At 60.4% G+C, this 21,335-nt stretch carries 23 protein-coding genes and 1 pseudogene; 14 read left to right on the forward strand and 10 right to left on the reverse strand.

What is annotated here, in order from left to right; all coding sequences use genetic code 11:
* Positions 1-9: 9 nt before the first annotated feature.
* From QF010_RS13155 to sutA, 3 genes are all read left to right on the forward strand, one after another.
* Complete coding sequence (locus QF010_RS13155) at positions 10-1,347, forward strand: ammonium transporter (RefSeq protein ID WP_033060693.1); 1,338 nt, start codon at positions 10-12, stop codon at positions 1,345-1,347.
* Positions 1,348-1,563: 216 nt separating this feature from the next.
* The gene (locus tag QF010_RS13160) at positions 1,564-1,989 is read left to right on the forward strand and encodes a secondary thiamine-phosphate synthase enzyme YjbQ (protein WP_033060691.1); all 426 of its coding nucleotides are present in this window, start codon (positions 1,564-1,566) and stop codon (positions 1,987-1,989) included.
* A 102-nt stretch (positions 1,990-2,091) separates the two neighbouring features.
* Positions 2,092-2,415, forward strand: a complete 324-nt coding sequence (gene sutA / locus QF010_RS13165) for a transcriptional regulator SutA (protein WP_033060690.1) — start codon at positions 2,092-2,094, stop codon at positions 2,413-2,415.
* A 193-nt stretch (positions 2,416-2,608) separates the two neighbouring features.
* On the opposite strand, the gene QF010_RS13170 is transcribed toward sutA, so the two are convergent.
* The 6 genes from QF010_RS13170 to lptM are packed head-to-tail and all read right to left on the reverse strand — an operon-like array spanning position 2,609 to position 7,222.
* Complete coding sequence (locus tag QF010_RS13170; RefSeq protein WP_429533264.1) at positions 2,609-3,319, reverse strand: HAD family hydrolase; 711 nt, start codon at positions 3,317-3,319, stop codon at positions 2,609-2,611.
* Positions 3,316-4,215, reverse strand: a complete 900-nt coding sequence (gene xerC / locus QF010_RS13175) for a tyrosine recombinase XerC (protein ID WP_008150257.1) — start codon at positions 4,213-4,215, stop codon at positions 3,316-3,318. Before xerC ends, QF010_RS13170 begins: the two co-directional genes overlap by 4 nt.
* Before the next feature lie 2 nt (positions 4,216-4,217).
* On the reverse strand, positions 4,218-4,943 hold the full coding sequence (locus QF010_RS13180) for a DUF484 family protein (protein WP_429511608.1): 726 nt from the start codon (positions 4,941-4,943) through the stop codon (positions 4,218-4,220).
* Positions 4,944-4,956: 13 nt separating this feature from the next.
* Positions 4,957-5,787 carry a diaminopimelate epimerase gene (dapF, locus tag QF010_RS13185; protein WP_046053813.1) on the reverse strand — a complete coding sequence of 277 codons (831 nt, stop codon included), beginning with the start codon at positions 5,785-5,787 and terminating at the stop codon, positions 4,957-4,959.
* 4 nt (positions 5,788-5,791) lie between these two features.
* Entirely contained in the window at positions 5,792-7,039 is a 1,248-nt protein-coding gene (gene lysA / locus QF010_RS13190) for a diaminopimelate decarboxylase (protein ID WP_429533265.1), read from the reverse strand.
* A 9-nt stretch (positions 7,040-7,048) separates the two neighbouring features.
* Positions 7,049-7,222, reverse strand: coding sequence for an LPS translocon maturation chaperone LptM (gene lptM, locus QF010_RS13195; protein WP_429533266.1), 174 nt, complete (start codon positions 7,220-7,222; stop codon positions 7,049-7,051).
* Positions 7,223-7,464: 242 nt separating this feature from the next.
* Here lptM and cyaY point away from each other — a divergent pair, with 242 nt between their 5' ends.
* The 3 genes from cyaY to rnk all read left to right on the forward strand — a co-directional run bounded on the left by cyaY (position 7,465) and on the right by rnk (position 8,688).
* Positions 7,465-7,797: an iron donor protein CyaY gene (gene cyaY, locus QF010_RS13200; protein ID WP_008150266.1), complete on the forward strand. Its 333-nt coding sequence runs from the start codon at positions 7,465-7,467 to the stop codon at positions 7,795-7,797.
* Between the two features lie 4 nt (positions 7,798-7,801).
* Entirely contained in the window at positions 7,802-8,020 is a 219-nt protein-coding gene (locus tag QF010_RS13205; protein ID WP_429511609.1) for a DUF1289 domain-containing protein, read from the forward strand.
* Between the two features lie 257 nt (positions 8,021-8,277).
* The gene (rnk, locus tag QF010_RS13210) at positions 8,278-8,688 is read left to right on the forward strand and encodes a nucleoside diphosphate kinase regulator (RefSeq protein ID WP_033060680.1); all 411 of its coding nucleotides are present in this window, start codon (positions 8,278-8,280) and stop codon (positions 8,686-8,688) included.
* Positions 8,689-8,693: 5 nt separating this feature from the next.
* On the opposite strand, the gene QF010_RS13215 is transcribed toward rnk, so the two are convergent.
* From QF010_RS13215 to QF010_RS13225, 3 genes are all read right to left on the reverse strand, one after another.
* Positions 8,694-11,540: a class I adenylate cyclase gene (locus QF010_RS13215; protein WP_429533267.1), complete on the reverse strand. Its 2,847-nt coding sequence runs from the start codon at positions 11,538-11,540 to the stop codon at positions 8,694-8,696.
* A 206-nt stretch (positions 11,541-11,746) separates the two neighbouring features.
* On the reverse strand, positions 11,747-11,992 hold the full coding sequence (locus QF010_RS13220; RefSeq protein ID WP_008150272.1) for a TIGR02647 family protein: 246 nt from the start codon (positions 11,990-11,992) through the stop codon (positions 11,747-11,749).
* Positions 11,993-12,315: 323 nt separating this feature from the next.
* The gene (locus QF010_RS13225; RefSeq protein WP_007894899.1) at positions 12,316-12,600 is read right to left on the reverse strand and encodes a hypothetical protein; all 285 of its coding nucleotides are present in this window, start codon (positions 12,598-12,600) and stop codon (positions 12,316-12,318) included.
* Positions 12,601-12,724: 124 nt separating this feature from the next.
* On the opposite strand from QF010_RS13225, the gene QF010_RS13230 reads away from it, so the two are divergent.
* Positions 12,725-13,384: a glutathione S-transferase family protein gene (locus tag QF010_RS13230; protein ID WP_429533268.1), complete on the forward strand. Its 660-nt coding sequence runs from the start codon at positions 12,725-12,727 to the stop codon at positions 13,382-13,384.
* Positions 13,385-13,486: 102 nt separating this feature from the next.
* Here the strand turns inward: QF010_RS13230 and argH are convergent, their stop codons facing one another.
* Positions 13,487-14,881, reverse strand: a complete 1,395-nt coding sequence (gene argH / locus QF010_RS13235; protein WP_033060676.1) for an argininosuccinate lyase — start codon at positions 14,879-14,881, stop codon at positions 13,487-13,489.
* A gap of 343 nt (positions 14,882-15,224) precedes the next feature.
* Between argH and QF010_RS13240 the strand changes: the two are divergent.
* The 7 genes and pseudogenes from QF010_RS13240 to QF010_RS13270 form a co-directional block, all read left to right on the forward strand.
* Positions 15,225-15,344 (forward strand): annotated as a pseudogene (locus QF010_RS13240) (sensor histidine kinase); the annotation flags it as partial.
* Positions 15,341-16,087, forward strand: coding sequence for a LytR/AlgR family response regulator transcription factor (locus QF010_RS13245; RefSeq protein WP_033060674.1), 747 nt, complete (start codon positions 15,341-15,343; stop codon positions 16,085-16,087). The pseudogene QF010_RS13240 and the gene QF010_RS13245, both read left to right, overlap by 4 nt.
* A gap of 137 nt (positions 16,088-16,224) precedes the next feature.
* Positions 16,225-17,166, forward strand: a complete 942-nt coding sequence (gene hemC, locus QF010_RS13250; protein WP_008150280.1) for a hydroxymethylbilane synthase — start codon at positions 16,225-16,227, stop codon at positions 17,164-17,166.
* Positions 17,163-17,930, forward strand: a complete 768-nt coding sequence (locus QF010_RS13255) for a uroporphyrinogen-III synthase (RefSeq protein WP_429533269.1) — start codon at positions 17,163-17,165, stop codon at positions 17,928-17,930. Before hemC ends, QF010_RS13255 begins: the two co-directional genes overlap by 4 nt.
* A 16-nt stretch (positions 17,931-17,946) precedes the next feature.
* On the forward strand, positions 17,947-19,101 hold the full coding sequence (locus tag QF010_RS13260; protein ID WP_429511614.1) for a uroporphyrinogen-III C-methyltransferase: 1,155 nt from the start codon (positions 17,947-17,949) through the stop codon (positions 19,099-19,101).
* Positions 19,098-20,336 (forward strand): heme biosynthesis protein HemY, encoded by a 1,239-nt coding sequence (locus QF010_RS13265; protein ID WP_429533270.1) that lies wholly within the window; start codon positions 19,098-19,100, stop codon positions 20,334-20,336. The genes QF010_RS13260 and QF010_RS13265 overlap by 4 nt, the downstream gene beginning before the upstream one ends.
* Positions 20,337-20,670: 334 nt before the next feature.
* A complete protein-coding gene (locus tag QF010_RS13270) occupies positions 20,671-21,222 on the forward strand; it encodes a disulfide bond formation protein B (protein WP_033060668.1) in 552 nt (183 codons plus the stop codon).
* Positions 21,223-21,335 lie beyond the last annotated feature (113 nt).

The following is a 21,335-nucleotide window of genomic DNA, read 5'->3' on the forward strand; positions in this document are numbered from 1 at the left end:
GAAAACAATATGACTCTGCGTAAATTCGCAGGGCTAGGAGCCCTGTTGTCCCTCGTAATGCCCGGCCTGGCCATGGCGGCAGACGAAGTGGCAGCCCCAGTCCTCAACTCCGGCGACACTGCCTGGATGATGACCTCGACAGCCCTCGTGCTGTTCATGACCATTCCCGGCCTCGCGCTGTTCTACGGCGGTATGGTTCGCTCCAAAAACATTCTTTCCGTGATGATGCAGTGCTTCGCCATTACCGGTCTGATCAGCATCCTGTGGGTCATTTATGGCTACAGCATCGCGTTCGACACCACTGGCATGGAGCAGGGTGTCATCAACTTCAACTCGTTCTTCGGTGGCATGGGCAAGGCATTCCTCGCCGGTGTCACGCCAGCGAGCCTGACCGGTCCCGCGGCGCTGTTCCCTGAAGCGGTGTTCGTCACCTTCCAGATGACCTTCGCCATCATCACCCCTGCGCTGATCGTCGGTGCCTTCGCCGAGCGGATGAAGTTCTCCGCCATGCTGATTTTCATGGGCGTCTGGTTCACCCTGGTTTATGCCCCCATCGCGCACATGGTCTGGTCCGGTAATGGCGGCCTGTTGTGGGACTGGGGCGTGCTGGACTTCGCCGGCGGCACCGTGGTGCACATCAACGCCGGTGTGGCCGGTCTGATTGCCTGCCTGGTACTGGGCAAACGCAAAGGCTTCCCGACCACCCCGATGGCGCCGCACAACCTCGGTTACACCCTGATGGGCGCTGCCATGCTGTGGGTTGGTTGGTTCGGCTTCAACGCCGGTTCCGCCGCTGCAGCCAACGGCACCGCCGGTATGGCGATGCTGGTGACCCAGATCGCAACCGCCGCCGCCGCACTGGGCTGGATGTTCGCGGAGTGGATCACTCACGGCAAACCAAGTGCCTTGGGTATCGCTTCGGGTGTTGTAGCCGGTCTGGTTGCAATCACACCAGCCGCTGGCACCGTGGGCCCGATGGGCGCTCTGGTCATCGGTCTGGCAGCCGGCGTGGTGTGCTTCTTCTGCGCCACCACCCTGAAACGCAAACTCGGCTATGACGACTCCCTGGACGCCTTTGGCGTGCACGGTATAGGCGGTATCCTCGGCGCGATCCTGACCGGTGTCTTCGCTGCACCGTCGCTGGGTGGCTTCGGCACCGTGACCGACATCGCCGCACAAGTCTGGATTCAGTGCAAAGGCGTGGGCTTCACGGTGATTTACACCGCGATCGTCACCTTCATCATCCTCAAGGTCCTGGACGCCGTCATGGGTCTGCGTATCACTGAGGAAGAAGAGGCCGTCGGCATCGATCTGGCACTTCACAACGAACGCGGCTACAACTTGTAAGTACGCGCACAAAAAAAACTTGCCCGGCTTGCCGGGCATTTTTTTGTCTGGAGTTTGTCAGTGAAGGAACTGCTGAAAGGTTTTTTCGTACACGTTTAGTGGCGTTTACGACGAGCGTTTTTCTGCGGCCAATGGCTTACATGATAGAAGGAATATTAGGGCCTTTGTTTTTTCCCAGAGCGCGCTAGAATGCGCCCCGAACGTGCGGAGAACTGTATGTGGCAACAGACTCTGATTACCCTGCGGGCGAGGCCCCGGGGCTTTCATCTGGTAACGGACGAGTTACTCGCTGGCCTGCCTGAACTCAAGGCATGTCGGGTCGGTCTGTTGCATTTGTGGCTGCAGCATACCTCGGCGTCGTTGACCATCAACGAGAACGCCGATCCGGCGGTACGTCGCGACTTCGAACGATTTTTCAATCGTCTGATCCCACAAGGAACAGACGGCTATGAGCATAACGACGAAGGCCTGGACGACCTCCCGGCGCACTTCAAGGCCAGCGTACTTGGCTGTCAGCTCAGTTTGCCGATTTCGGCAGGCCGACTGGCGCTGGGAACCTGGCAAGGCGTTTATCTGGGCGAGCACCGTGATTTTGGCGGTGCCCGTAAAGTCCTCGCCACCGTGCACGGTGAAGGGGCATAAACTGCTGGTTACCAGTGGTTGTAGAATTTTTTCCGGCGGCCTTCGACAGATGGCGTAGCTGGGCTATAACTAATCTGCTTTTCGCAAGTCATGAGGTAGAACATGAGCGACGATGATCTGGAAAACGACGACCTCGAAGTAGGCGACGACGACGAAACCGAAGAAGGTCTGGAAGCAGCGACGGACGACGTCGCTGAAGACGATGGCGGTGAAGCGCCCGTTCCGACCGCCAAAGGCAAAGCCAAGGCAGCGGTATCGGTCGATGAGCTGCCGAGCGTCGAAGCGAAAAACAAGGAGCGTGATGCTCTGGCGCGGGCCATGGAAGAGTTCCTGGCCAAGGGCGGCAAGGTGCAGGAAGTGGAGGCCAATGTGGTCGCCGATCCGCCCAAGAAGCCTGACAACAAGTACGGCAGCCGGCCTATCTGAGCCTGCTACTTGCTTGCTGAAAAAGCCCGCCGTCGCTGCGGGCTTTTTCATGGGTGAAACAAAAGCCGTGGGGCTACTTCGATCCCCTGTAGGAGTGAGCCTGCTCGCGATGCGGTGTGTCAGGCAATATAAGTGCTGAATGTCACACCGCAATCGCGAGCAGGCTCACTCCTACAAGGGGATATCGGTGATCTCAGGACGGGTGTTGGGCGTTCCAGAGGGCCAACAACGCAGGCAACTCGCTCAGGCTGCGAATCTCGGCATCCGGTGCCTTCTCGGCTTCCCAAACCTTGCCCGCCGGGTTGAACCAGATCGCGCGCAACCCTGCTTGTTGGGCGCCGGCAATGTCGTCACCCGGATGATCGCCGATATGCACGGCCGTTTCAGCCGTCGCACCACCCCGTTGCAATGCCTCATGAAACAGTCGCGCATCCGGTTTGCCGATGCCGATGTCTTCGGCGCACAAGGCAAACTTGAAGTAATCCGCCAGCCCTAACCGACGCACATCGGCGTTGCCATTGGTGACCACGCCAAGCGCGTAGTGATTGGCCAGCGTCTCCAGGGTCGGTTGCACCTCCGGGAAGATTTCCAGCTGATGCCGCGCATGCAGAAACACTTCAAAACTCTTGTCGGCCAGATCCGAAGCTTGATCATGGTCGTAACCGGCCTCTTCCAGGGCGTGGAACAAGACTCGGCGGCGCAGGGCGCTGATGCGGTGCTTGAAGCCCGGCTCACTGCTCAGGATCCGTTCGCGAATCGCCCACAAATGCTCCACCGGTACGGCGCCCAGATTTGGTGCATGCTCGGTCAGCCATTCACGCAGTACGGCTTCGGCGCTGACGATCACCGGGGCGGTATCCCACAGGGTGTCGTCGAGGTCGAAGGTGATTAATTGGATTCTCATGACTCATCGCCTTTGATGCGTTTGGCCCGTGGATGGGCGCTGTCGTAAACCGTCGCCAGGTGCTGGAAGTCCAGGTGGGTGTAGATCTGGGTGGTTTTGATGTCCGAATGGCCGAGCAATTCCTGAACTGCCCGCAAGTCCTGGGAGGACTCCAGCAAATGGCTGGCGAAGGAGTGGCGCAGCATGTGCGGATGCAGGTTCTGTCCCAGCTCGCGCTCGCCAGCGGCTTTAACCCGCACTTGAATCGCCCGTGGGCCGAGGCGCCGGCCTTGCTGGCTGACAAACACCGCGTCGTCCGCCGGGTTGGTCATGGCCCGTAGCGGCAGCCACAGCTCCAGCGCTTCGCGAGCTTTTTTGCCGACCGGCAGCAGTCGGGTCTTGCTGCCCTTGCCGAGCACTTGAACCATGCCGTCGGCCAGGTCCAGCTGATCCAGATTGAGCCCGGTCAGCTCCGACAGCCGCAAGCCCGAGGAATAGAACAACTCCAGAATCGCCTGATCCCGACGCGCCAGAAAATCATCCTCCACCGCGCCCTCAAGCAGTTGCAGCGCGCGATCGGTGTCGAGGGTTTTTGGCAGACGACGTTCGCCCTTCGGCGGCGCCAGGCCGTTGGCCGGGTCGTGGTCGCAGAGGCCTTCGCGGTTCAGATAGTGATAGAGCCCGCGCACCGCCGACAGCAGCCGCGCCAGGCTGCGCGAAGATTGGCCCTGTGAATGCAGGCGAGCGATCAGGCTGCGCAGGCGCTGGATGTCCAGGGCCGCCCAACTGCTGATGTTCTGTTTGACACACCAGCCCAGCACTTTGTCGAGGTCGCGACGGTAGGCGTACAGCGTGTGAGGCGACACCTGCCGCTCACTGCGCAGGTGTTCGCAGTAAGCGTCCAGTTGCCGTTCCACGATCAGCGTACCGAGCGCAGGGAGGTGTTGACCCGTGGCAGCACGCGGCCCATGACTTCGGCGATGTAGCTGAGGAACAGCGTGCCCACCGAGCTCTTGTAGTGTTGTGGGTCACGGCTGGCGATGGCCAGGACGCCGTGGATGCCTTGGTAACTGATGGCGACGACGGCGGTGGAACCGATCTGTTTGCGCTGTTCTTCGCCGAACAGGAAGTCCAGTTCGTGTTCACGCAGGCTGCCGCTGACGCTTTTGTCTTCCGAGAGCAAGCCGCCGATGGCCGTTTGCGCGTCGGCATGGGTCACCCAGCGGCCCACCGGCATCGGGTTGTCACCCAGCAGAATCAGGCTGACGAAGGGCACCTGGAAGTCCTGGCGCAGACTGTCTTCGACGCTGATCACCACGTCTTCCAGGCTGGTGGCGTCCATCAGCGCAAGAATCAGGCGGCGGGTCTTGTCGAAAAGGCGGTCGTTGTCGCGGGCCACGTCCATCAAGTGCGAGAGGCGATGACGCAACTCGATATTGCGGTCGCGCAGGATGGTCATCTGGCGTTCGACCAGCGAGATGGTGTCGCCGCGCTGGTGCGGAATGCGCAAGGTTGCGAGCAGGTCTTCACGCTCGACGAAGAAATCCGGATGAGCCTCCAGGTACGCGGCAGTCGCCGCCGCCTCAAGGCTTTCAGAAGGGGATTCGTCGGGCTGTAGGGCGGGAACCTGGGGCTTATCTTTCATGGATTCGACTCTCTTAAAGACGCACTTGTCCTTCATAAACGCGCACTGCCGGGCCGGTCATCATGACCGGTTGGCCAGGGCCTGCCCATTCAATGGACAGACGCCCGCCGGGCAGGTCGATCAATAGCGGCGAATCCATCCACCCCTGGCTGATCGCCGCCACTGCGGCAGCACAAGCGCCGGTTCCGCAAGCCTGGGTTTCCCCGGTGCCGCGTTCCCAGACGCGCAGTTGCGCGCGGTTCCGGTCGATGACCTGGAGAAAACCGACATTGACCCGCGCCGGGAAGCGCGGATGGTTTTCGATTTTCGGCCCCAGTTCATGCACCGGTGCATTGTTGATGTCGCTGACCCGCAGCACGGCATGGGGGTTGCCCATGGACACGGCGGCCAGGTCGACCAGGGTGCCGTCGACGTCAACCTGATAGCTCGTGGCCTGCTCCGGCGCTTCGAATGGAATCTCGGCCGGCACCAGGCGCGGTGCGCCCATGTTGACACCGATCTGCCCGTCGCTGCGGATATCCAGTTCGATGATGCCGCTTTTGGTTTCGACGCGGATCTGCCGCTTCGCGGTCAGGCGTTTGTCGAGCACGAAGCGTGCAAAACAGCGCGCACCGTTGCCGCACTGTTCCACTTCGGAGCCGTCGGCGTTGAAAATCCGATAGCGGAAATCCACGTCCGGGTTGCTGGGCGCTTCGACGATCAGCAACTGGTCGAAACCGATACCCGTATGCCGATCGCCCCATTGCTTGGCGTGTTTGGGCAGGATATGCGCATGCTGGCTGACCAGGTCGAGGACCATGAAGTCATTGCCCAGGCCGTGCATCTTGGTAAAACGCAGCAGCATGGTTTTACTCCGGCAGCAGGCTTTCGCCAGCAAACAACTCGGCTACCGTCTCACGGCGACGCACTTCAAATGCCTGATCACCGTCCACCAACACTTCAGCGGCACGGCCGCGGGTGTTGTAGTTGGAACTCATGACAAACCCGTAGGCACCGGCGGAATGCACGGCCAGAAGGTCGCCTTCTTCCAGGGCCAGCTCACGATCCTTGGCCAGGAAGTCGCCGGTCTCGCAGATCGGCCCGACGATGTCGTAGGCACGGGCAGCGGAATTGCGCGGGCGCACGGCAGTGACGTCCATCCAGGCCTGGTACAGCGCCGGGCGGATCAGGTCGTTCATGGCCGCGTCGACGATGGCGAAGTCTTTGTGTTCGGTGTGCTTGAGGTACTCGACCTGGGTCAGCAGCACGCCAGCGTTGGCGACGACAAAGCGGCCCGGCTCGAACACCAGTGCCAGGTCACGACCGTCGAGACGCTCGCGCACGGCTTTGATGTAGTCGGCAGCCAATGGCGGCTCTTCATCGCGATAACGCACGCCCAAACCACCACCGAGATCGATGTGGCGCAGGTAAATGCCGCAATCGCCGAGGCGGTCGACCAGGCCCAGCAGGCGGTCGAGGGCGTCGATGAAGGGTGGCAGGGTGGTCAGTTGCGAACCGATGTGGCAATCGACACCGACCACTTCCAGGTTTGGCAGTTGGGCGGCGCGGATGTACACGTCTTCGGCGTCGGCGATGGCGATGCCGAACTTGTTCTCTTTAAGACCGGTGGAAATGTACGGGTGAGTGCCGGCGTCGACATCCGGGTTCACGCGCAGCGAGATCGGCGCGCGAACACCCAGCTCGGCGGCGACCACTTGCAGGCGTTCCAGCTCATCGGTGGATTCGACGTTGAAGCAATGCACGCCGACTTCCAGGGCGCGACGCATGTCGTCACGGGTCTTGCCGACGCCGGAGAAGACGATTTTGTCAGCGGTGCCGCCAGCGGCCAGTACGCGTTCCAGCTCGCCACGGGAAACGATGTCGAAACCGGCGCCCAGACGTGCCAGGACATTCAGCACGCCCAGGTTGGAGTTGGCCTTGACCGCAAAGCAGACCAGGTGCGGCGTGCCGGCCAGCGCATCGGCGTAAGCCAGGTACTGGGCTTCGATGTGCGCACGGGAGTAGACGTAGGTCGGTGTGCCAAAGCGTTCGGCGATGGCGGACAGGGCAACACCTTCCGCGAACAGCTCGCCGTCACGGTAATTAAAAGCGTCCATGGCGTTCCCTTATTGGTAGACGTCGTGCTTGTGTGCTTTCGACGGGCTCTTTTGCGAGGACTGGGCTTGCGCGGCAGGATCCTGGGAGTCGTCAGGCAGGTACAGCGGGCCTTTTTGACCACAGGCCGACACAAGGCAGGCAACCGCGACGAGCGCAGCAAGGGAAGAGATCAGGCGCTTCATGGCGAAATCCTTGAAAATGCGTTAATTGCGCCGGAGTATACCGGCCACCCGGCAGCTTGCCTATGCGACGGGGGTCCCGTCCGGCGGGGCTATGTGGTGAGGGGATAAATCCCCTCACCACAAAGGCTCGCTCCCACAGGTGTACCTATATCGGCCCTTGGTCGTTATCCTTTGCAATCACCGGGGCTCGCCCGTATCTTGCGGCGCTTGAGCGTGAGTAGACACTTTTTGAGGTTCCCGCAATGAGTTTGACTGAAGCCCGTTTCCACGATCTGGTCGATGCCACCCAGCAGACGCTGGAGGATATTTTTGACGAGTGTGACCTGGATATTGATCTGGAGAGCTCGGCCGGTGTGCTCACCGTCAAGTTCGAAAACGGCAGCCAGTTGATCTTCAGCCGTCAAGAACCGCTGCGGCAGCTGTGGCTGGCGGCCGTGTCCGGTGGTTTCCACTTCGATTACGACGAAGAGAGCAAGCGCTGGATGTGTGACAAGAGCGACGAACAACTCGGCGAGATGCTCGAGCGCATCGTCAAGCAGCAAGCTGACGCCGAGCTCGATTTCGAAGGTCTGTGAGATCGTGACCCAACCTGCGCCCGCTCGTCCGCCAAAACCGCTCTACAGCAATGTCAGCCCGGCGGTGGCTTCGCCGTGCAGCGGTGTGTGTCGGCTGGATGAGCAGAAGGTCTGCCTTGGGTGTTTTCGCCATGTCGAAGACATCCGCGAATGGCGCTCGGCCGATGATGATCGCCGGCGAGTCATCTGCGCCCAGGCCATCCAGCGCAAATCCTTGGCATAAGTGCTTTTGTGGCGAGGGAGCTTGCTCCCGCTCGGTTGCGAAGCAACCGCAAGATTTTGGGCCGCTTCGCGCCCTAGCGGGAGCAAGCTCCCTCGCCACAAAGGTCTACGTCGGGCCGTGATCGCCCCTGACTTGTATATTTATTGAGCTGTGATAGTGTCGAGAAACGCCTCAACCCATCGAGGCTCGTGAAAACCCCGCCTTTTTCTGGCGGGGTTTTGCTTTTTCTGTGCAGAAGAAAGGAGTCTGCCTCTATCATGACCGCACCTTCCATCACCCTTACTCGTCTGGACGTGCAACGTCTGGAACGCCTGATCGACAGCCTGGATGACACGCTGCCGGGCGTAATCGCGCTGCAAACCGAACTGGATCGCGCGGATACCGTGGTCGGTCACGATGAAGTGCCCGCCGATGTCGTGACCATGAATTCCCGTGTGCATTGCCGTGAAGAAGGCAGTGGCAAGGACTATCACCTGACGCTGGTTTACCCCAAAGACGCCAATGCCGACGAAGGCAAGATTTCCATTCTGGCGCCGGTGGGCAGTGCCTTGCTCGGCCTGAAAGTTGGTCAGCACATCGACTGGCCGGCACCGGGCGGCAAGACACTAAAACTGACGCTGCTGGAAGTTGAATCGCAGCCAGCCGAGGGCGGCCACTTTCCGGAATGAACCCCTCAGACCTGCTCGAGCGCCTCATTCAATGCGCGCTCCAGGTCAGCCTTGTAGCGCAAATACAAAATGCTTGAACTCTGACCATCACCGAGCAGGCCCGACAGGTCCAGGTCGGTGATGTAGCAGCGATAGCGTTCGGTTTCACGGCGCTGCTCGACGATTTCCCGGGCGACCACGCTGAACAGTTGGTCGCCATGCTCCAGTTCTGAAAACTCCCGCTGATTGCAATACAGCGTGACCTGCACCTCCCCTGGTGCGGCTTTGCCGATAATCGCCTGCACGTCGTAGAACGGTTTGTTGACCGGGGTTTGCGGCGCTGGCCGAGCTTCGACCCGACGCGCCCGCACGGGGCCGGAGGGCAGCAGTTGGTAATACAAGGTGTCCAGGCTCAGCGGCTGGGCGGCGTCCATCGGCAGCAAGGCGTCGCGCCGGTACTGGATCGATTGCAGGAAACGTTGCAACGGCACCAGCAGGCTTTGCTCGTCGTGGTAGGGCAAGCGCTGCTGCCAGAGGGCATTGAATTCATCCAGCACGTACAGGTCGGCGTGGTATTCGCTGATCCGGTAGAACACCTGAATGCAATCGGGCTGGCCCATCGGCAGGACCAGCGCCAGGTCGTGGTCTTCCAGCGCCATCGGGTCCAGGTGCAGCGGACTGTAGCTTGCCAGCTCTTCGCCCAGGTAATCGACCAGCGCCGGCAGCGTGGCGAGGGCGACATGATTGACCTGGCCGGGCACCAGCTCCAGAACGTGGTAGTGCTGCTGGACCTGAATCAGGTAGCGATGATTGAGTTTGCTCAACAGCAGGTTCTGCGCGGTGTCGAGGATCTCTTCGACCCGCCGGGCGATGAACTGTGCGCGGTTGTGGCAGAAGCAACGAACCCGCAAAGTGGGCTGTTGTAGCCCGCCGGGCAGGTTGTTGAGGTAATCGCGTACGCAGTCGAGTAGCGCGTGAGGGCCGTCAAAGCGGTTGACCAGCACTTCGTTCCAACTATTGAGCGTGACCTGATCCAGGGTCAGCACCAGATTTTCCCGGACACCGGCGTAACTGAGGGAATCGGTGCGCTCGGTGGTCATCAGGATGTTCAGGTCGCGGTGGTGCTTGAGTGGATCGACGCCGACGTTCACCAGAATCAGCACTTCACTCGGCACACTGGCGCGCAGTAACGGTTCTTCGGCGACGGTCGTCAGCGGCAGGACGATGCTCTGTTGCAGGCTGCCGAGCAGGTTGAACAGTTCGAACTCGCTCAGGTCGCTGCTGCCGGGGTGCAAGGCCAGGCGAGTGCTGCTGTCGATCACGCCATTGCGGTGACACCAGGTCAGCAGTTCCAGTAATTGGCGGCTGCGCTTGATCGGTGCGAAATGTTCCCATTCGAGGGCCGTCAGGCTGCCGTTGTACAAACCCCACTGAGTTTGACCCGATTCTTTTTTGTTCGGCGCGTGCACCAGCGTAAGGGTGTCTTCGGCCAGATCCGGGGCGATGCCAGGGTTGATGAACTCGACCTTGTCGGCCTTGCGCTCGAAGGCCGCGTACAACCGTCGCCCCAGCACGTTGAGGTCGCGCTTGTTGATCAGGCTGACGGTCTGTTCGTTGCGGGCGAACTGGGTCAGGAAGCGGTAGCTGTAATTGAGCTCGTTGACCAAAGCCCTGCGTTCAGAACCGACCTGGCGGACTTTCCACTGGCTGCGGCTGTCGAGCAGGGCCAGTTGACGATGATCCCACTGCCATTCGTGGGCCAGGCGTTTGAGCAATGAACGCTGCCAGCTCTGAGTGCGACTGTTGCTGCCGGTGAGCTTGCGATTGACCTTCAGGTACAGCGCCCGGCGTACCAGCTCCAGCCGTTCCGGCTCGCCACGGGCGGTGAGGTATTCCTCGATGCGCCGGTAGACCACGACGTACGGGTCCAGCTCATCAAGGTCGAGCCTATTGGCAAACACTGCTTGTTTGAAGCGCAGGCTCAGGCAATGGACCTTGGGGTGTTCGCTGGCATAGACCTCAATCAGCAGCAGTTTGAGCACCGATTTGTACGGCGACTCGATGCCCTTGAACAACTGCCAGAGTCCGGCGCCGATGAATTCACCCGGCGGGATATAGGCCAGATGCCCCAGGTCCAGGGTTTCGTCGGTACGAATGAAACGCTTGGACATCAGCGTGTGGGTGTAACGGTCGTAGCTTGCTTCTTCATAGACCGGCACCAGCCACCAGATGGGCGTGCGTCCGGCCAGCCAGATCGCGGTGCGATAAAACTCGTCCAGCAGCAGATAGTGCTGGGTGGTACCGCAGTCTTCCGAGCTCATTTGCGTATCACGTTCGCCGCGTACGAAACGGGTCGGATCGATCAGGAAGAAATGCGCCTCGGCGCCCTGGCTGGCGGCCCAGATTTCGAGGAGCTGGCATTTTTTACGCAGTTCAGTGAGCTCGCTTTCGCTCAAGTCCGGCCCGTGACAGACCCACACGTCCATGTCGCTCTGGTCGGCCTGGGCGAGGGTGCCGAGACTGCCCATCAGGAACAGGCCGTGAATCGGTCGCGGCGGATTGCTGCCATGGCGGGGCTTATAGGAAAACGAGCGGGTCAGGCGTTGGGCTTCGGCGAGGGTGTTGGCGTCGGGTTCGTAATTCGACAGCCCGGCCGGCGTGCTGCCCGAAACGTACCCTGGCAACAGCGGATGATTGACGTGGAAAAACAGCGGCAACAAGGTCAGCACCGCTTGCTGGCGGGTCGACAACCCTTCCATGGCGCGGGCCATACGGCCTTCATTGAGCTTCAGAAAACGTGCGCGCAGTTGACTGAGAATCTTGCGATCGATTCCCTCGTCCAGATCGGGGCGGATTTCATGGTGGCGGGTCATGTCAGCTCAAACCGGCTCGCGGGGCTCAGACGTGGGTGTCTGCGGATGAGGGGCAGTTTAGCGCCTCGGCTCCAGGACTTTTAAGCTGATTTTGTTTTTCTGGCGTCAGATTTTTATCGCGGGGCGACGGCAGGCAACAGGGCAGGTTACGAAATGTGCCCGCGGAAATCCCGTAGCAGGGGTTTCCGTGGGCGCTACGGTAATGCTCAGGCAGTTTCCCGGACGTTGAGAATGGTCAGAACGGTTTGCACATTTTGCGCGGCGTCACGACCCAGGCTGGTCAGATAACCACCATCTGGCTGGGTGATCAGTTCTTTGTCGAACAGTCTTTGGGCGGCGGCAATGGCTTTCGGGGCAGCGGTCTGATGAATTTTCAAACCTTCCTGGGAACTGTCCAGGTTGAAGAGTGCGAGGATTTCCAGTTCGGCAACCAACTCAGGGGTAAGCGACATAAGGACTCCAGACTTTCTAGGAATTGGACGACAGCGCCCCTAAGGTGATCCCACTCGGGCGGCATGTCCAGTGCTCGCGACAGGGTTTTTTCGCCTTGGGAAGCATTCCCCGTTGGGTAACGCGGCAGCGGGGTGGATTCAGTGTAGTCAGGGTCTGGAAGAAGGCAGGATTGATTGGTTACATTCTGTGTTGAACCTGTTTTTGTGACGAGGGAGCTTGCTCCCGCTCGAGTGCGAAGCAGTCGCAAAGCTTTTGGGGCCGCTTCGCGCCCCAGCGGGAGCAAGCTCCCTCGCCACAGAAGCCTGCGCCCTTCAGGTCGGAGTTATTTCTTTTCCGGCGGCAATTCTGGCAACGCGCGCAGCGCTGTTTCGTACCATTCGGTGTTGAACGCACGGTCTTCTTCGAGGATCGCGTCGATTTCTACCGCTAACACGTGAGCCATCAGGTTGAGGATTTCTTCACGTTCGTAGCCGACCAAGGTCAGCTTGTTGAAGGTGGCCTTGGCTGCTGGCGGATTGTCGCTTTCAATCTGGTTTTCGATGGCTTCGATCAGGGTGTTTTCGGCGAACTCTTCTTCGTCGATCTCGATATCAGTTGGCTCGCTCATGGCAGGCTCCTCAAGTTAAGGCGGCCAGTTTACCTGCATTCAGCGCTGTGATGCTGCTGGCAAGAACCGCCGCGGCGTTCTATAAAAGGCACCTGCCAACCCCGCACGGCCTGGAGGCTATGTGATGCTCAAGCTTTATGGATTTTCCGTCAGCAACTACTACAACATGGTCAAGCTGGCGCTGCTGGAGAAGGGACTGCCGTTTGAAGAAGTACTGTTTTACCCAGGGCCGAGCCCTGAGGCATTAGCCATCAGCCCGCGCGGGAAGGTGCCGGTACTGGGCGTCGAACAGGGTTTCGTCAACGAAACCAGCGTGATTCTCGAATACCTCGAACATAGCCAGAAAGGTACGCCGCTGTTGCCGAGCGATCCCTTTGAACGGTCGCAGGTCCTGGCGTTGGCCAAGGAAATCGAGCTGTACATCGAATTGCCTGGGCGTGCCTGCTACGCCGAAGCATTTTTCGGCATGACGGTGCCGGAGGCGATCAAGGACAAGACCAAAGCCGAGTTGCTGCTGGGGTTTGCCTCATTGGGCAGGCACGGCAAGTTCGCCCCTTATGTGGCAGGCGACAGCCTGAGCATTGCGGATTTGTATTTCCTGTACAGCGTGCCGCTGGCCTGTGCGGTGGCGCAGAAGTTGTTTGACCTGGATTTGCTGGCTGAGATGCCGGCAGCCAAGGCGCTATTGAAGCGTCTGGAGCAGAATCCGAACGTACAGCGGATTGCGGCTGACAAGGATGCGGCAATGCCTGCGTTTTTGGCGATGGTCGCTGGCAAGAAGTAGGTTTTACAGCGTATTCAAGACCGCTTTCGCGAGCAGGCTCGCTCCTACAGGGGAACGCATTCCAAATGTAGGAGCGAGCCTGCTCGCGAAGTTTTTAGCGGTTTAACGGCTGGCGAGCAATGCCTGGCCGCGAGCCACAGCCTTCTTGACCTGTGCCGGCGCAGTCCCGCCGATATGGTCACGGGCATTCACCGAACCTTCCAGGGTCAGCACGGCAAACACGTCCTGATCGATCTGGTCGCTGAACTTGCGCAGCTCTTCCAGGCTCATTTCCGCCAGGTCTTTACCGCTTTCCACGCCGTACTTCACGGCATGGCCAACGATTTCGTGGCAGTCACGGAACGGCAGGCCGCGGCGAACCAGGTAGTCGGCCAGGTCGGTGGCAGTGGAGAAGCCGCGCAGGGCTGCTTCACGCATCATCGCGTGCTTGGGTTTGATCGCCGGGATCATGTCGGCAAAGGCCCGCAGCGAGTCGCGCAACGTGTCGGCGGCGTCGAACAGTGGCTCTTTATCTTCCTGGTTGTCCTTGTTGTAGGCCAGGGGCTGGCCTTTCATCAGGGTCAGCAGGCCCATTAGCGCGCCGAATACGCGACCGGTCTTGCCACGCACCAGCTCTGGAACGTCCGGGTTTTTCTTTTGCGGCATGATCGAACTGCCAGTGCAGAAACGGTCCGGCAGATCGATGAACTGGAACTGCGCGCTGGTCCACAGCACCAGCTCTTCGGAGAAGCGCGACAGGTGCATCATCGCGATGCTCGCGGCCGAGCAGAACTCGATGGCGAAGTCACGATCGGACACGTTGTCCAGCGAGTTGCCGCCCACGGCGTCGAAGCCCAACAGTTGAGCGGTGTATTCGCGGTCGATCGGGTAGGTGGTGCCCGCCAGTGCGGCGCTGCCCAGTGGCATGCGGTTGGTACGCTTGCGGCAGTCGACCAGGCGCTCGTAGTCGCGGCTGAGCATCTCGAACCAGGCCAGCATGTGGTGCCCGAAGGTCACCGGCTGCGCGGTTTGCAGGTGAGTGAAGCCCGGCATGATGCTGCCGGCTTCGCGCTCGGCCTGCTCCAGCAAGCCTTTTTGCAGGCGGGTGATTTCGCTCAGGATCAGGTCGATCTCGTCACGCAGCCACAGGCGGATGTCGGTGGCGACCTGGTCGTTGCGGCTGCGTCCGGTGTGCAGCTTTTTACCCGTGACGCCGATGCGGTCGGTCAGACGCGCCTCGATGTTCATGTGCACGTCTTCGAGGTCGATGCGCCAGTCGAACTGGCCGGCCTCGATTTCACCCTGGATGGTCTTCAGGCCATCAGTGATGCTGTCGCGCTCGGCATCGGTCAGCACGCCGACCTTGGCCAGCATCGTGGCGTGAGCGATCGAGCCCATGATGTCGTGGCGATACAGGCGCTGGTCGAAAGTGACGGAGGCGGTGAAGCGGGCGACGAAGGCGTCGACGGGTTCACTGAAGCGGCCGCCCCAGGACTGATTGGTCTTGTCAGTGCTCATGAATTCGCTCGTGTCGGCTGAAGAAAGATGGCGTAGAAAGCTGTCGCGGATAATAACAGGGTTGCCAATCCTGTCGCTGACACTGGTCGATACGTTTTTTTCTCAGGCGGCGGTCCATACTCGAATCAACCCCGAGGGGATTTGCGCAACGATATTTTTCAATTGAGCAATATCGTGCCGGCAACCGTCTACAGTTGGACAGTAGGATCAGCGCAGTTCCAGACGTTGCAGCTGACTATAAAAAGAGGGGGTGTTCGTATTGTGTATCAACAAACCCTACGGCGATGCCTCGCCAATGCGGGCCTGGGCCGCCAAACGCAGGACAGATGAAAATTTAGCCGTCAGACGGGCGGCACTTTTTGGCCCTCGCGCTAGTCTTAGCGTGGATCGCGGTGACGGACGTCACTTCACCTGTCTACGCTATCCTTGTGCGAGACTCACGCAGGAATCCAGCGCAATATGAATGTCCTGATCGTTGATGACGAACCCCTTGCCCGCGAGCGCCTGAGCCGAATGGTTGGCGAACTCGAGGGATACAGTGTCCTGGAGCCTAGCGCCACGAACGGCGATGAGGCGTTGGCTCTGATCGACAGCCACAAACCCGATATCGTGCTGCTCGATATCGGTATGCCGGGCCTCGATGGCCTGCAAGTGGCTGCACGATTGTGCGAACGCGAAACCCCGCCCGCCGTGGTGTTTTGCGCAGGGCCCGATGAATTTGCCGTGGAAGCCTTACAGGCCAGCGCCGTAGGCTATCTGGTGAAACCTGTGCGTACAGAACAATTGCATGAAGCGTTGAAAAAAGCCGAGCGGCCCAATCGTGTCCAGCTCGCAGCCCTGACCCGTCCCGCCGCCGAAAGTGGCAGCGGCCCGCGCAGCCACATCAGCGCCCGTACCCGTAAAGGTATCGAACTGATCCCGTTGGGTCAGGTGGTCTACTTCATTGCGGATCACAAATACGTGACCTTGCGCCACGAAGGCGGCGAAGTGTTGCTGGATGAGCCGCTCAAAGCCCTTGAAGATGAATTTGGCGACCGCTTCGTGCGAATCCACCGCAACGCGCTGGTCGCCCGCGAACGCATCGAACGCCTGCAGCGCACGCCCCTGGGGCATTTTCAGCTGTTCCTCAAAGGCTTGAACGGCGACGCCCTGATCGTCAGCCGACGGCATGTGGCCGGCGTGCGCAAGATGATGCAACAGCTTTAATCCGCCATTTACGGGCGGGTTTTATCCCGATTGCTGGATGTCTGAGGCCAGGGAGGCCACGCGTTTTCTGATACAAGTCAAAGTGGATTTGGCTGAGCTGTTATTATCCGCCGTATCTATTCAGTACGGATTGATCCATGTCCTCTCGCGAAATCCGCATCGCCACCCGTAAAAGTGCACTCGCCCTGTGGCAGGCCGAATACGTCAAAGCCCGTCTGGAAGAGGCCCATCCGGGTCTGCTCGTGACGTTGGTGCCCATGGTCAGTCGCGGTGACAAATTGCTCGACTCGCCACTGTCGAAAATCGGCGGCAAGGGCCTGTTCGTCAAAGAACTGGAAACCGCGCTGCTGGAAAACGAAGCCGACATCGCCGTGCACTCGATGAAGGACGTGCCGATGGACTTCCCCGAAGGCCTCGGTCTGTTTTGCATCTGCGAGCGAGAAGACCCGCGTGATGCATTCGTCTCCAACACCTACGCCAGCCTGGACGAATTGCCGCAAGGCAGCATCGTCGGCACCTCCAGCCTGCGCCGTCAGGCCCAGTTGCTGACCCGTCGTCCGGACCTGGAAATTCGCTTCCTGCGCGGCAACGTCAACACGCGCCTGGCCAAGCTCGATGCCGGCGAATACGACGCCATTATCCTCGCCGCCGCTGGCCTGATTCGTCTCGGCTTTGAAGATCGGATTACCTCGGCCATCAGCGTCGACGACAGTCTGCCGGCGGGTGGTCAAGGCGCGGTGGGTATCGAATGCCGCAGCGTCGACAGCGAAATCCACGCGCTGTTGGCACCGCTGCACCATCAGGACACCGCCACCCGCGTGACCGCCGAACGTGCGCTCAACAAACATTTGAATGGCGGCTGCCAAGTGCCGATCGCCTGCTATGCCGTGCTTGAAGGCGAGCAGATCTGGTTGCGTGGTCTTGTCGGTGATCCGAACGGCGGTCTGCTGCTCAGCGCCGAGGCTCGTGCGCCACGCAGCGACGCCGAAGCCCTGGGCGTGCAAGTGGCTGAAGACCTGCTGAGTCAAGGCGCCAACGACATTCTGAAAGCAGTCTACGGCGAGGCAGGTCACGAGTGACGGGCTGGCGCCTGCTGCTGACGCGTCCCGAGGATGAGTCGGCGGCGCTGAGCAATCTTTTGGCCGAAAAGGGGATTTTCAGCAGCAGTTTGCCGCTTTTGGAGATCGAGCCGATTCCTGCCTCTGACACAATGCGCGAGGTGATTCAGGGACTGGATCGCTATTGCGCGGTGATCGTGGTCAGTAAGCCGGCCGCCAGAATTGCTGTGGATCTGCTCGGGCGGTATCGGCCACAACCCCCTCGTTTGAAGTGGTTCAGCGTGGGCGCAGCCACCGCGCAGATCCTTGAGGACCACGGGTTGGACGTCAGCTTTCCGGTGGATGGCGATGACAGCGAAGCCTTGCTTGAACTTCCTCGGTTGCGTGAGGCAATCGCGCGGCCCGGTCCACGCGTGCTGATCATGCGCGGGGAGGGCGGGCGCGAGTTGCTGGCTGAGCGTTTGCGCGAGCTTGGTGCTAGTGTCGAGTATCTGGAGTTGTACCGCCGCGACCTGCCGCACTACCCGCCGGCAGCGCTGCCAGACCTGATCGAAGCGGAACGCTTGAACGGGCTGGTGGTCAGCAGTGGACAGGGTTTTGAGCACCTGCATCAATTGGCCGGCGATGCCTGGCCGCAATTGGCGCGGTTGCCGTTGTTTGTTCCAAGCCCCAGGGTCGCCGAGCTGGCACGTGCCGCCGGGGCCCAAACAGTTGTGGATTGTCGTGGCGCCAGTGCCGCGGCTTTGCTGACGGCGTTACGGGAGCATCCCGGACCCGTTCTCTAATGCAAAGGATGGATACGTGAGCGAAACAGCCTTGCCTAAAGATGACGTCAAGCCAGTGCTCGATGCACCGGTTGAAGCACCGGTTGGAAACGGGCCACCTGCTGCAGCGCAGCGCCGAGGCAATGGGCTGGCAATCTTCGCGCTGCTGCTGGGCGCTGCCGGTGTCGCCGTGGGCGGTTGGGGAGTCTGGCAGGTGCGTCACCTGCAAGCCAATACTCAACTGCAGTTGAGTCAGGTCCAGGCATTGAGCGATCAGGCGCAGGACCTGAAGCTCAATGAACAACGCCTGACTGCTCGCCTGGAACAAATGCCTGCCGCCGCCGAGCTCGACGCGCGCAGTCGTTTGGTCACGCAACTTCAAGGCGATCAGCAACGCTTGAATCAACGTCTGGAAACGGTTCTCGGCGCCAGCCGCAAGGATTGGCGTCTGGCCGAGGCCGAGCATCTGCTGCGTCTGGCCAGTCTGCGTCTTTCCGCGTTGCAGGACATCAGCAGTGCCCAGGCTTTGGTGCAGGGCGCCGATGAAATCCTGCGCGAACAGAACGACCCGGGCTCTTTTGCCGCTCGCGAGCAAGTGGCCAAAACGCTGGTGGCATTGCGTAGCACCCAACAGCCCGATCGCACCGGTCTGTTCCTGCGACTGGGGGCGCTGCGCGATCAGGTCATCAGCCTCACCGAGCTGGCGCCCGAGTACAAGGACCGTGGCGAATCCCTGTTAGGCCTCACCGCTGATGGCGACGGCGCCAGTCGTTGGGCGCAATGGTGGGATCAGGTCTCGCGCTACATCCGCATCGACTTCAACGCCGACAAGAATGTGCGTCCGTTGCTGGCCGGGCAGAGCCTGAGCCAGGTGCGCCTGGCCCTGAGCCTGGCGCTGGAGCAGGCGCAATGGGCCGCGCTCAATGGCCAGGCCGCGGTTTATACGCAGGCGCTTGCCGAAGCGCGGGACGTGCTCAAGGGCAACTTCAACCCGGACAACCCTCAGAGCAAAGTGATGCTTGAGCAGGTTGGCGAGTTGAGCAAGCAACCGGTCACCGTCCTGACGCCAGACCTGACCGGCACGCTGAGTGCGGTTCAGGGGTATCTGGAGCGGCGTAATGTCAACGCGGAGGACTCGATCAAACCAATGGCCAAACCTGCCGCGGACACCGTGCAGGAGGCGACGCCATGAAACGCCTCTATGTGATCGTGTTCCTGGTGATCGCTGCGGCTGCCGCGCTGGGGCTGGCGATTGCCGAGCATTCCGGTTACGTGCTGATCGCCTACAAAAGCTTTCGTTATGAATCGAGCCTGTGGGCAACCCTGGCGTTGGTCGCCGTGCTCTGGCTGGTGTTCTGGGGCATCAAGGCGTTGATCGAATTGGTGACGACCTCCAGCGGCGTAGTCAATCCGTGGTCGCGACGCAATCGCAGTCGCCGTGTGCAGGTAGCCATTGAACACGGTCAATTGGATCTGGCCGAAGGTCGCTGGGCCAGTGCGCAGCGCCATCTGCATCGGGCTGCGGAAGCCGAGCGCCAGCCTTTGCTTTACTACCTCGGCGCTGCCCGGGCCGCGAACGAACAAGGTCAATACGAGGAAAGCGACAACCTGCTGGAGCGCGCTCTGGAGCGACAACCCCAGGCAGAATTGGCGATTGCCCTGAGCCACGCGCAATTACAGACCGACCGCGGCGATACCGAAGGCGCCCTGGTAACCCTGCAAGCCATGCACGAGCGTCATCCTCATAACGTCCAGACCTTGCGCCAGTTGCAGCGCTTGCACCAACAGCGGGGCGACTGGTCGGCCGTGATTCGTCTGCTGCCGGATCTACGCAAGGACAAGGTCCTGCCACCGGCCGAGCTGGCCGAACTGGAACGCCGGGCCTGGGGTGAGAACCTGTCCCTGGCGGCGCATCAGGAAGAAGACGGGACGGTTGGCCTGCAATCGCTCAATCGCGCCTGGCAGCAGTTAACCTCGGCCCAGCGTCAGGAGCCGCAACTGGTGCTCGCCTATGCTGAGCAACTTCGGCAACTGGGTGCTCAGGTCGAAGCCGAAGAGATTCTGCGAACGGCGCTCAAGCGCAACTACGACAGTCATCTGGCGCGCCTCTACGGACTCGTTCGCGGCAGCGATCCGGCACGTCAACTGCACACCGCCGAGGGCTGGCTCAAGGAGCATCCGGCCGACCCAAGCCTGTTGCTGACCCTGGGGCGTTTGTGTCTGCAAAGCAGCCTTTGGGGCAAGGCCCGGGACTATCTGGAAAGCAGCCTGCGCGTGCAGCGCAATCCGGAAGCCTGTGCGGAACTGGCGCGGCTGCTGGCGCAACTGGGTGACACAGAACGCAGCAATCAGTTGTTCCAGGAGGGCTTGGGCTTGTTGGACGAGCGCTTGCTGGCGGCACCGTTGCCGGTTCCTGTTCACGCCTGACTCCTGCCCCTGTAGCAGATGGCGCAGCCTGCGTTCGGCTGCGCAGCAGTCGCAAAACAGACACCACGGTTTGGTCAGTCGAGTCGCATAAACTTGGACGACTGCTGCGCAGCCGAACGCAGGCTGCGCCAGGGGCGGGAATCGCTTCGAATCCGCCACTGTTTCAGCGTTGTAATCCTTCGCAGGCAGAATCCTACAGAGGACTACACCTAATCCTCTCGTTCCTGTCGGGATTTCCCTACACCTCTGTTGAAGTGTCCCCGCTGGCCTGCCTTGAAAGGCTGCAGCGCTTTCCTCTACCGTAACCGCCTGTCTCTACTGTTACGGAAATGCCATGTCTTTGGCCTGCTCACGCTCCTTGTTTTTCATGGCTTTCATTGCAGGTGCCCTGGCCCTGGGCGTGTCCTATTACCTGGAATATGCGGTCGGCCTCAAGCCTTGCGGGTTGTGCCTGTTGCAGCGCTTTTGCCTCGCGTTGCTTACGGGTATCAGCCTGGTGGCTTCGGTGCATGGGCCGGGCCGCTTCGGGTCTTTCCTGTATTGGATGCTCGGGCTGTTTTGCAGTCTGGCGGGTACGGTCACGGCGTGGCGGCAGGTATTGCTGCAGAGCGATCCAATGCATCAGCTGTTGATGTGCTCGCCCAATCTGGCCGTTCAGTACAAGGACATGCCTTGGTTGTGTCAGGCCACACAGATGTTTAAAGGGGAGGCGGAGTGCGCGGAGATCTCCTGGACACTGTTCGACCTGAGCATTCCTGAATGGAGTCTGCTGTTTTTCATGGCGATGACAATTCTGGGACTTTATCAGCTGCTGCGCGTTGTCTGGAAAGCCTGTCTGCGACCGCTCAGCGGCGGTTCGTCGCACCGGGCGCTGGCGGGAGATTAAACACTTGTATGAACTTTATCTCCTGCGTACCTTGAAGCCATTGTCGCGCGGGCATAATCTGGCCCGCACGTGTCATTGGAATTATGTTGCTCGAATGACGCTCTGCCTGGCCG

The sequence above is a fragment of the Pseudomonas silensiensis genome, assembly GCF_050434865.1.
Lineage (GTDB): Bacteria > Pseudomonadota > Gammaproteobacteria > Pseudomonadales > Pseudomonadaceae > Aquipseudomonas > Aquipseudomonas fluorescens_W.

Excerpts from the sequence above, each read along its gene's own strand:
- QF010_RS13155 (WP_033060693.1), top strand. The coding sequence starts at position 10 with ATGACTCTGCGTAAATTCGCAGGGCTAGGAGCCCTGTTGTCCCTCGTA.
- QF010_RS13160 (WP_033060691.1), top strand. The coding sequence starts at position 1,564 with ATGTGGCAACAGACTCTGATTACCCTGCGGGCGAGGCCCCGGGGCTTT.
- sutA (WP_033060690.1), top strand. The coding sequence starts at position 2,092 with ATGAGCGACGATGATCTGGAAAACGACGACCTCGAAGTAGGCGACGAC.
- QF010_RS13170 (WP_429533264.1), bottom strand. The coding sequence starts at position 3,319 with ATGAGAATCCAATTAATCACCTTCGACCTCGACGACACCCTGTGGGAT.
- QF010_RS13180 (WP_429511608.1), bottom strand. The coding sequence starts at position 4,943 with ATGAAAGATAAGCCCCAGGTTCCCGCCCTACAGCCCGACGAATCCCCT.
- dapF (WP_046053813.1), bottom strand. The coding sequence starts at position 5,787 with ATGCTGCTGCGTTTTACCAAGATGCACGGCCTGGGCAATGACTTCATG.
- lysA (WP_429533265.1), bottom strand. The coding sequence starts at position 7,039 with ATGGACGCTTTTAATTACCGTGACGGCGAGCTGTTCGCGGAAGGTGTT.
- lptM (WP_429533266.1), bottom strand. The coding sequence starts at position 7,222 with ATGAAGCGCCTGATCTCTTCCCTTGCTGCGCTCGTCGCGGTTGCCTGC.
- cyaY (WP_008150266.1), top strand. The coding sequence starts at position 7,465 with ATGAGTTTGACTGAAGCCCGTTTCCACGATCTGGTCGATGCCACCCAG.
- rnk (WP_033060680.1), top strand. The coding sequence starts at position 8,278 with ATGACCGCACCTTCCATCACCCTTACTCGTCTGGACGTGCAACGTCTG.
- QF010_RS13215 (WP_429533267.1), bottom strand. The coding sequence starts at position 11,540 with ATGACCCGCCACCATGAAATCCGCCCCGATCTGGACGAGGGAATCGAT.
- QF010_RS13220 (WP_008150272.1), bottom strand. The coding sequence starts at position 11,992 with ATGTCGCTTACCCCTGAGTTGGTTGCCGAACTGGAAATCCTCGCACTC.
- QF010_RS13225 (WP_007894899.1), bottom strand. The coding sequence starts at position 12,600 with ATGAGCGAGCCAACTGATATCGAGATCGACGAAGAAGAGTTCGCCGAA.
- QF010_RS13230 (WP_429533268.1), top strand. The coding sequence starts at position 12,725 with ATGCTCAAGCTTTATGGATTTTCCGTCAGCAACTACTACAACATGGTC.
- argH (WP_033060676.1), bottom strand. The coding sequence starts at position 14,881 with ATGAGCACTGACAAGACCAATCAGTCCTGGGGCGGCCGCTTCAGTGAA.
- QF010_RS13245 (WP_033060674.1), top strand. The coding sequence starts at position 15,341 with ATGAATGTCCTGATCGTTGATGACGAACCCCTTGCCCGCGAGCGCCTG.
- hemC (WP_008150280.1), top strand. The coding sequence starts at position 16,225 with ATGTCCTCTCGCGAAATCCGCATCGCCACCCGTAAAAGTGCACTCGCC.
- QF010_RS13265 (WP_429533270.1), top strand. The coding sequence starts at position 19,098 with ATGAAACGCCTCTATGTGATCGTGTTCCTGGTGATCGCTGCGGCTGCC.
- QF010_RS13270 (WP_033060668.1), top strand. The coding sequence starts at position 20,671 with ATGTCTTTGGCCTGCTCACGCTCCTTGTTTTTCATGGCTTTCATTGCA.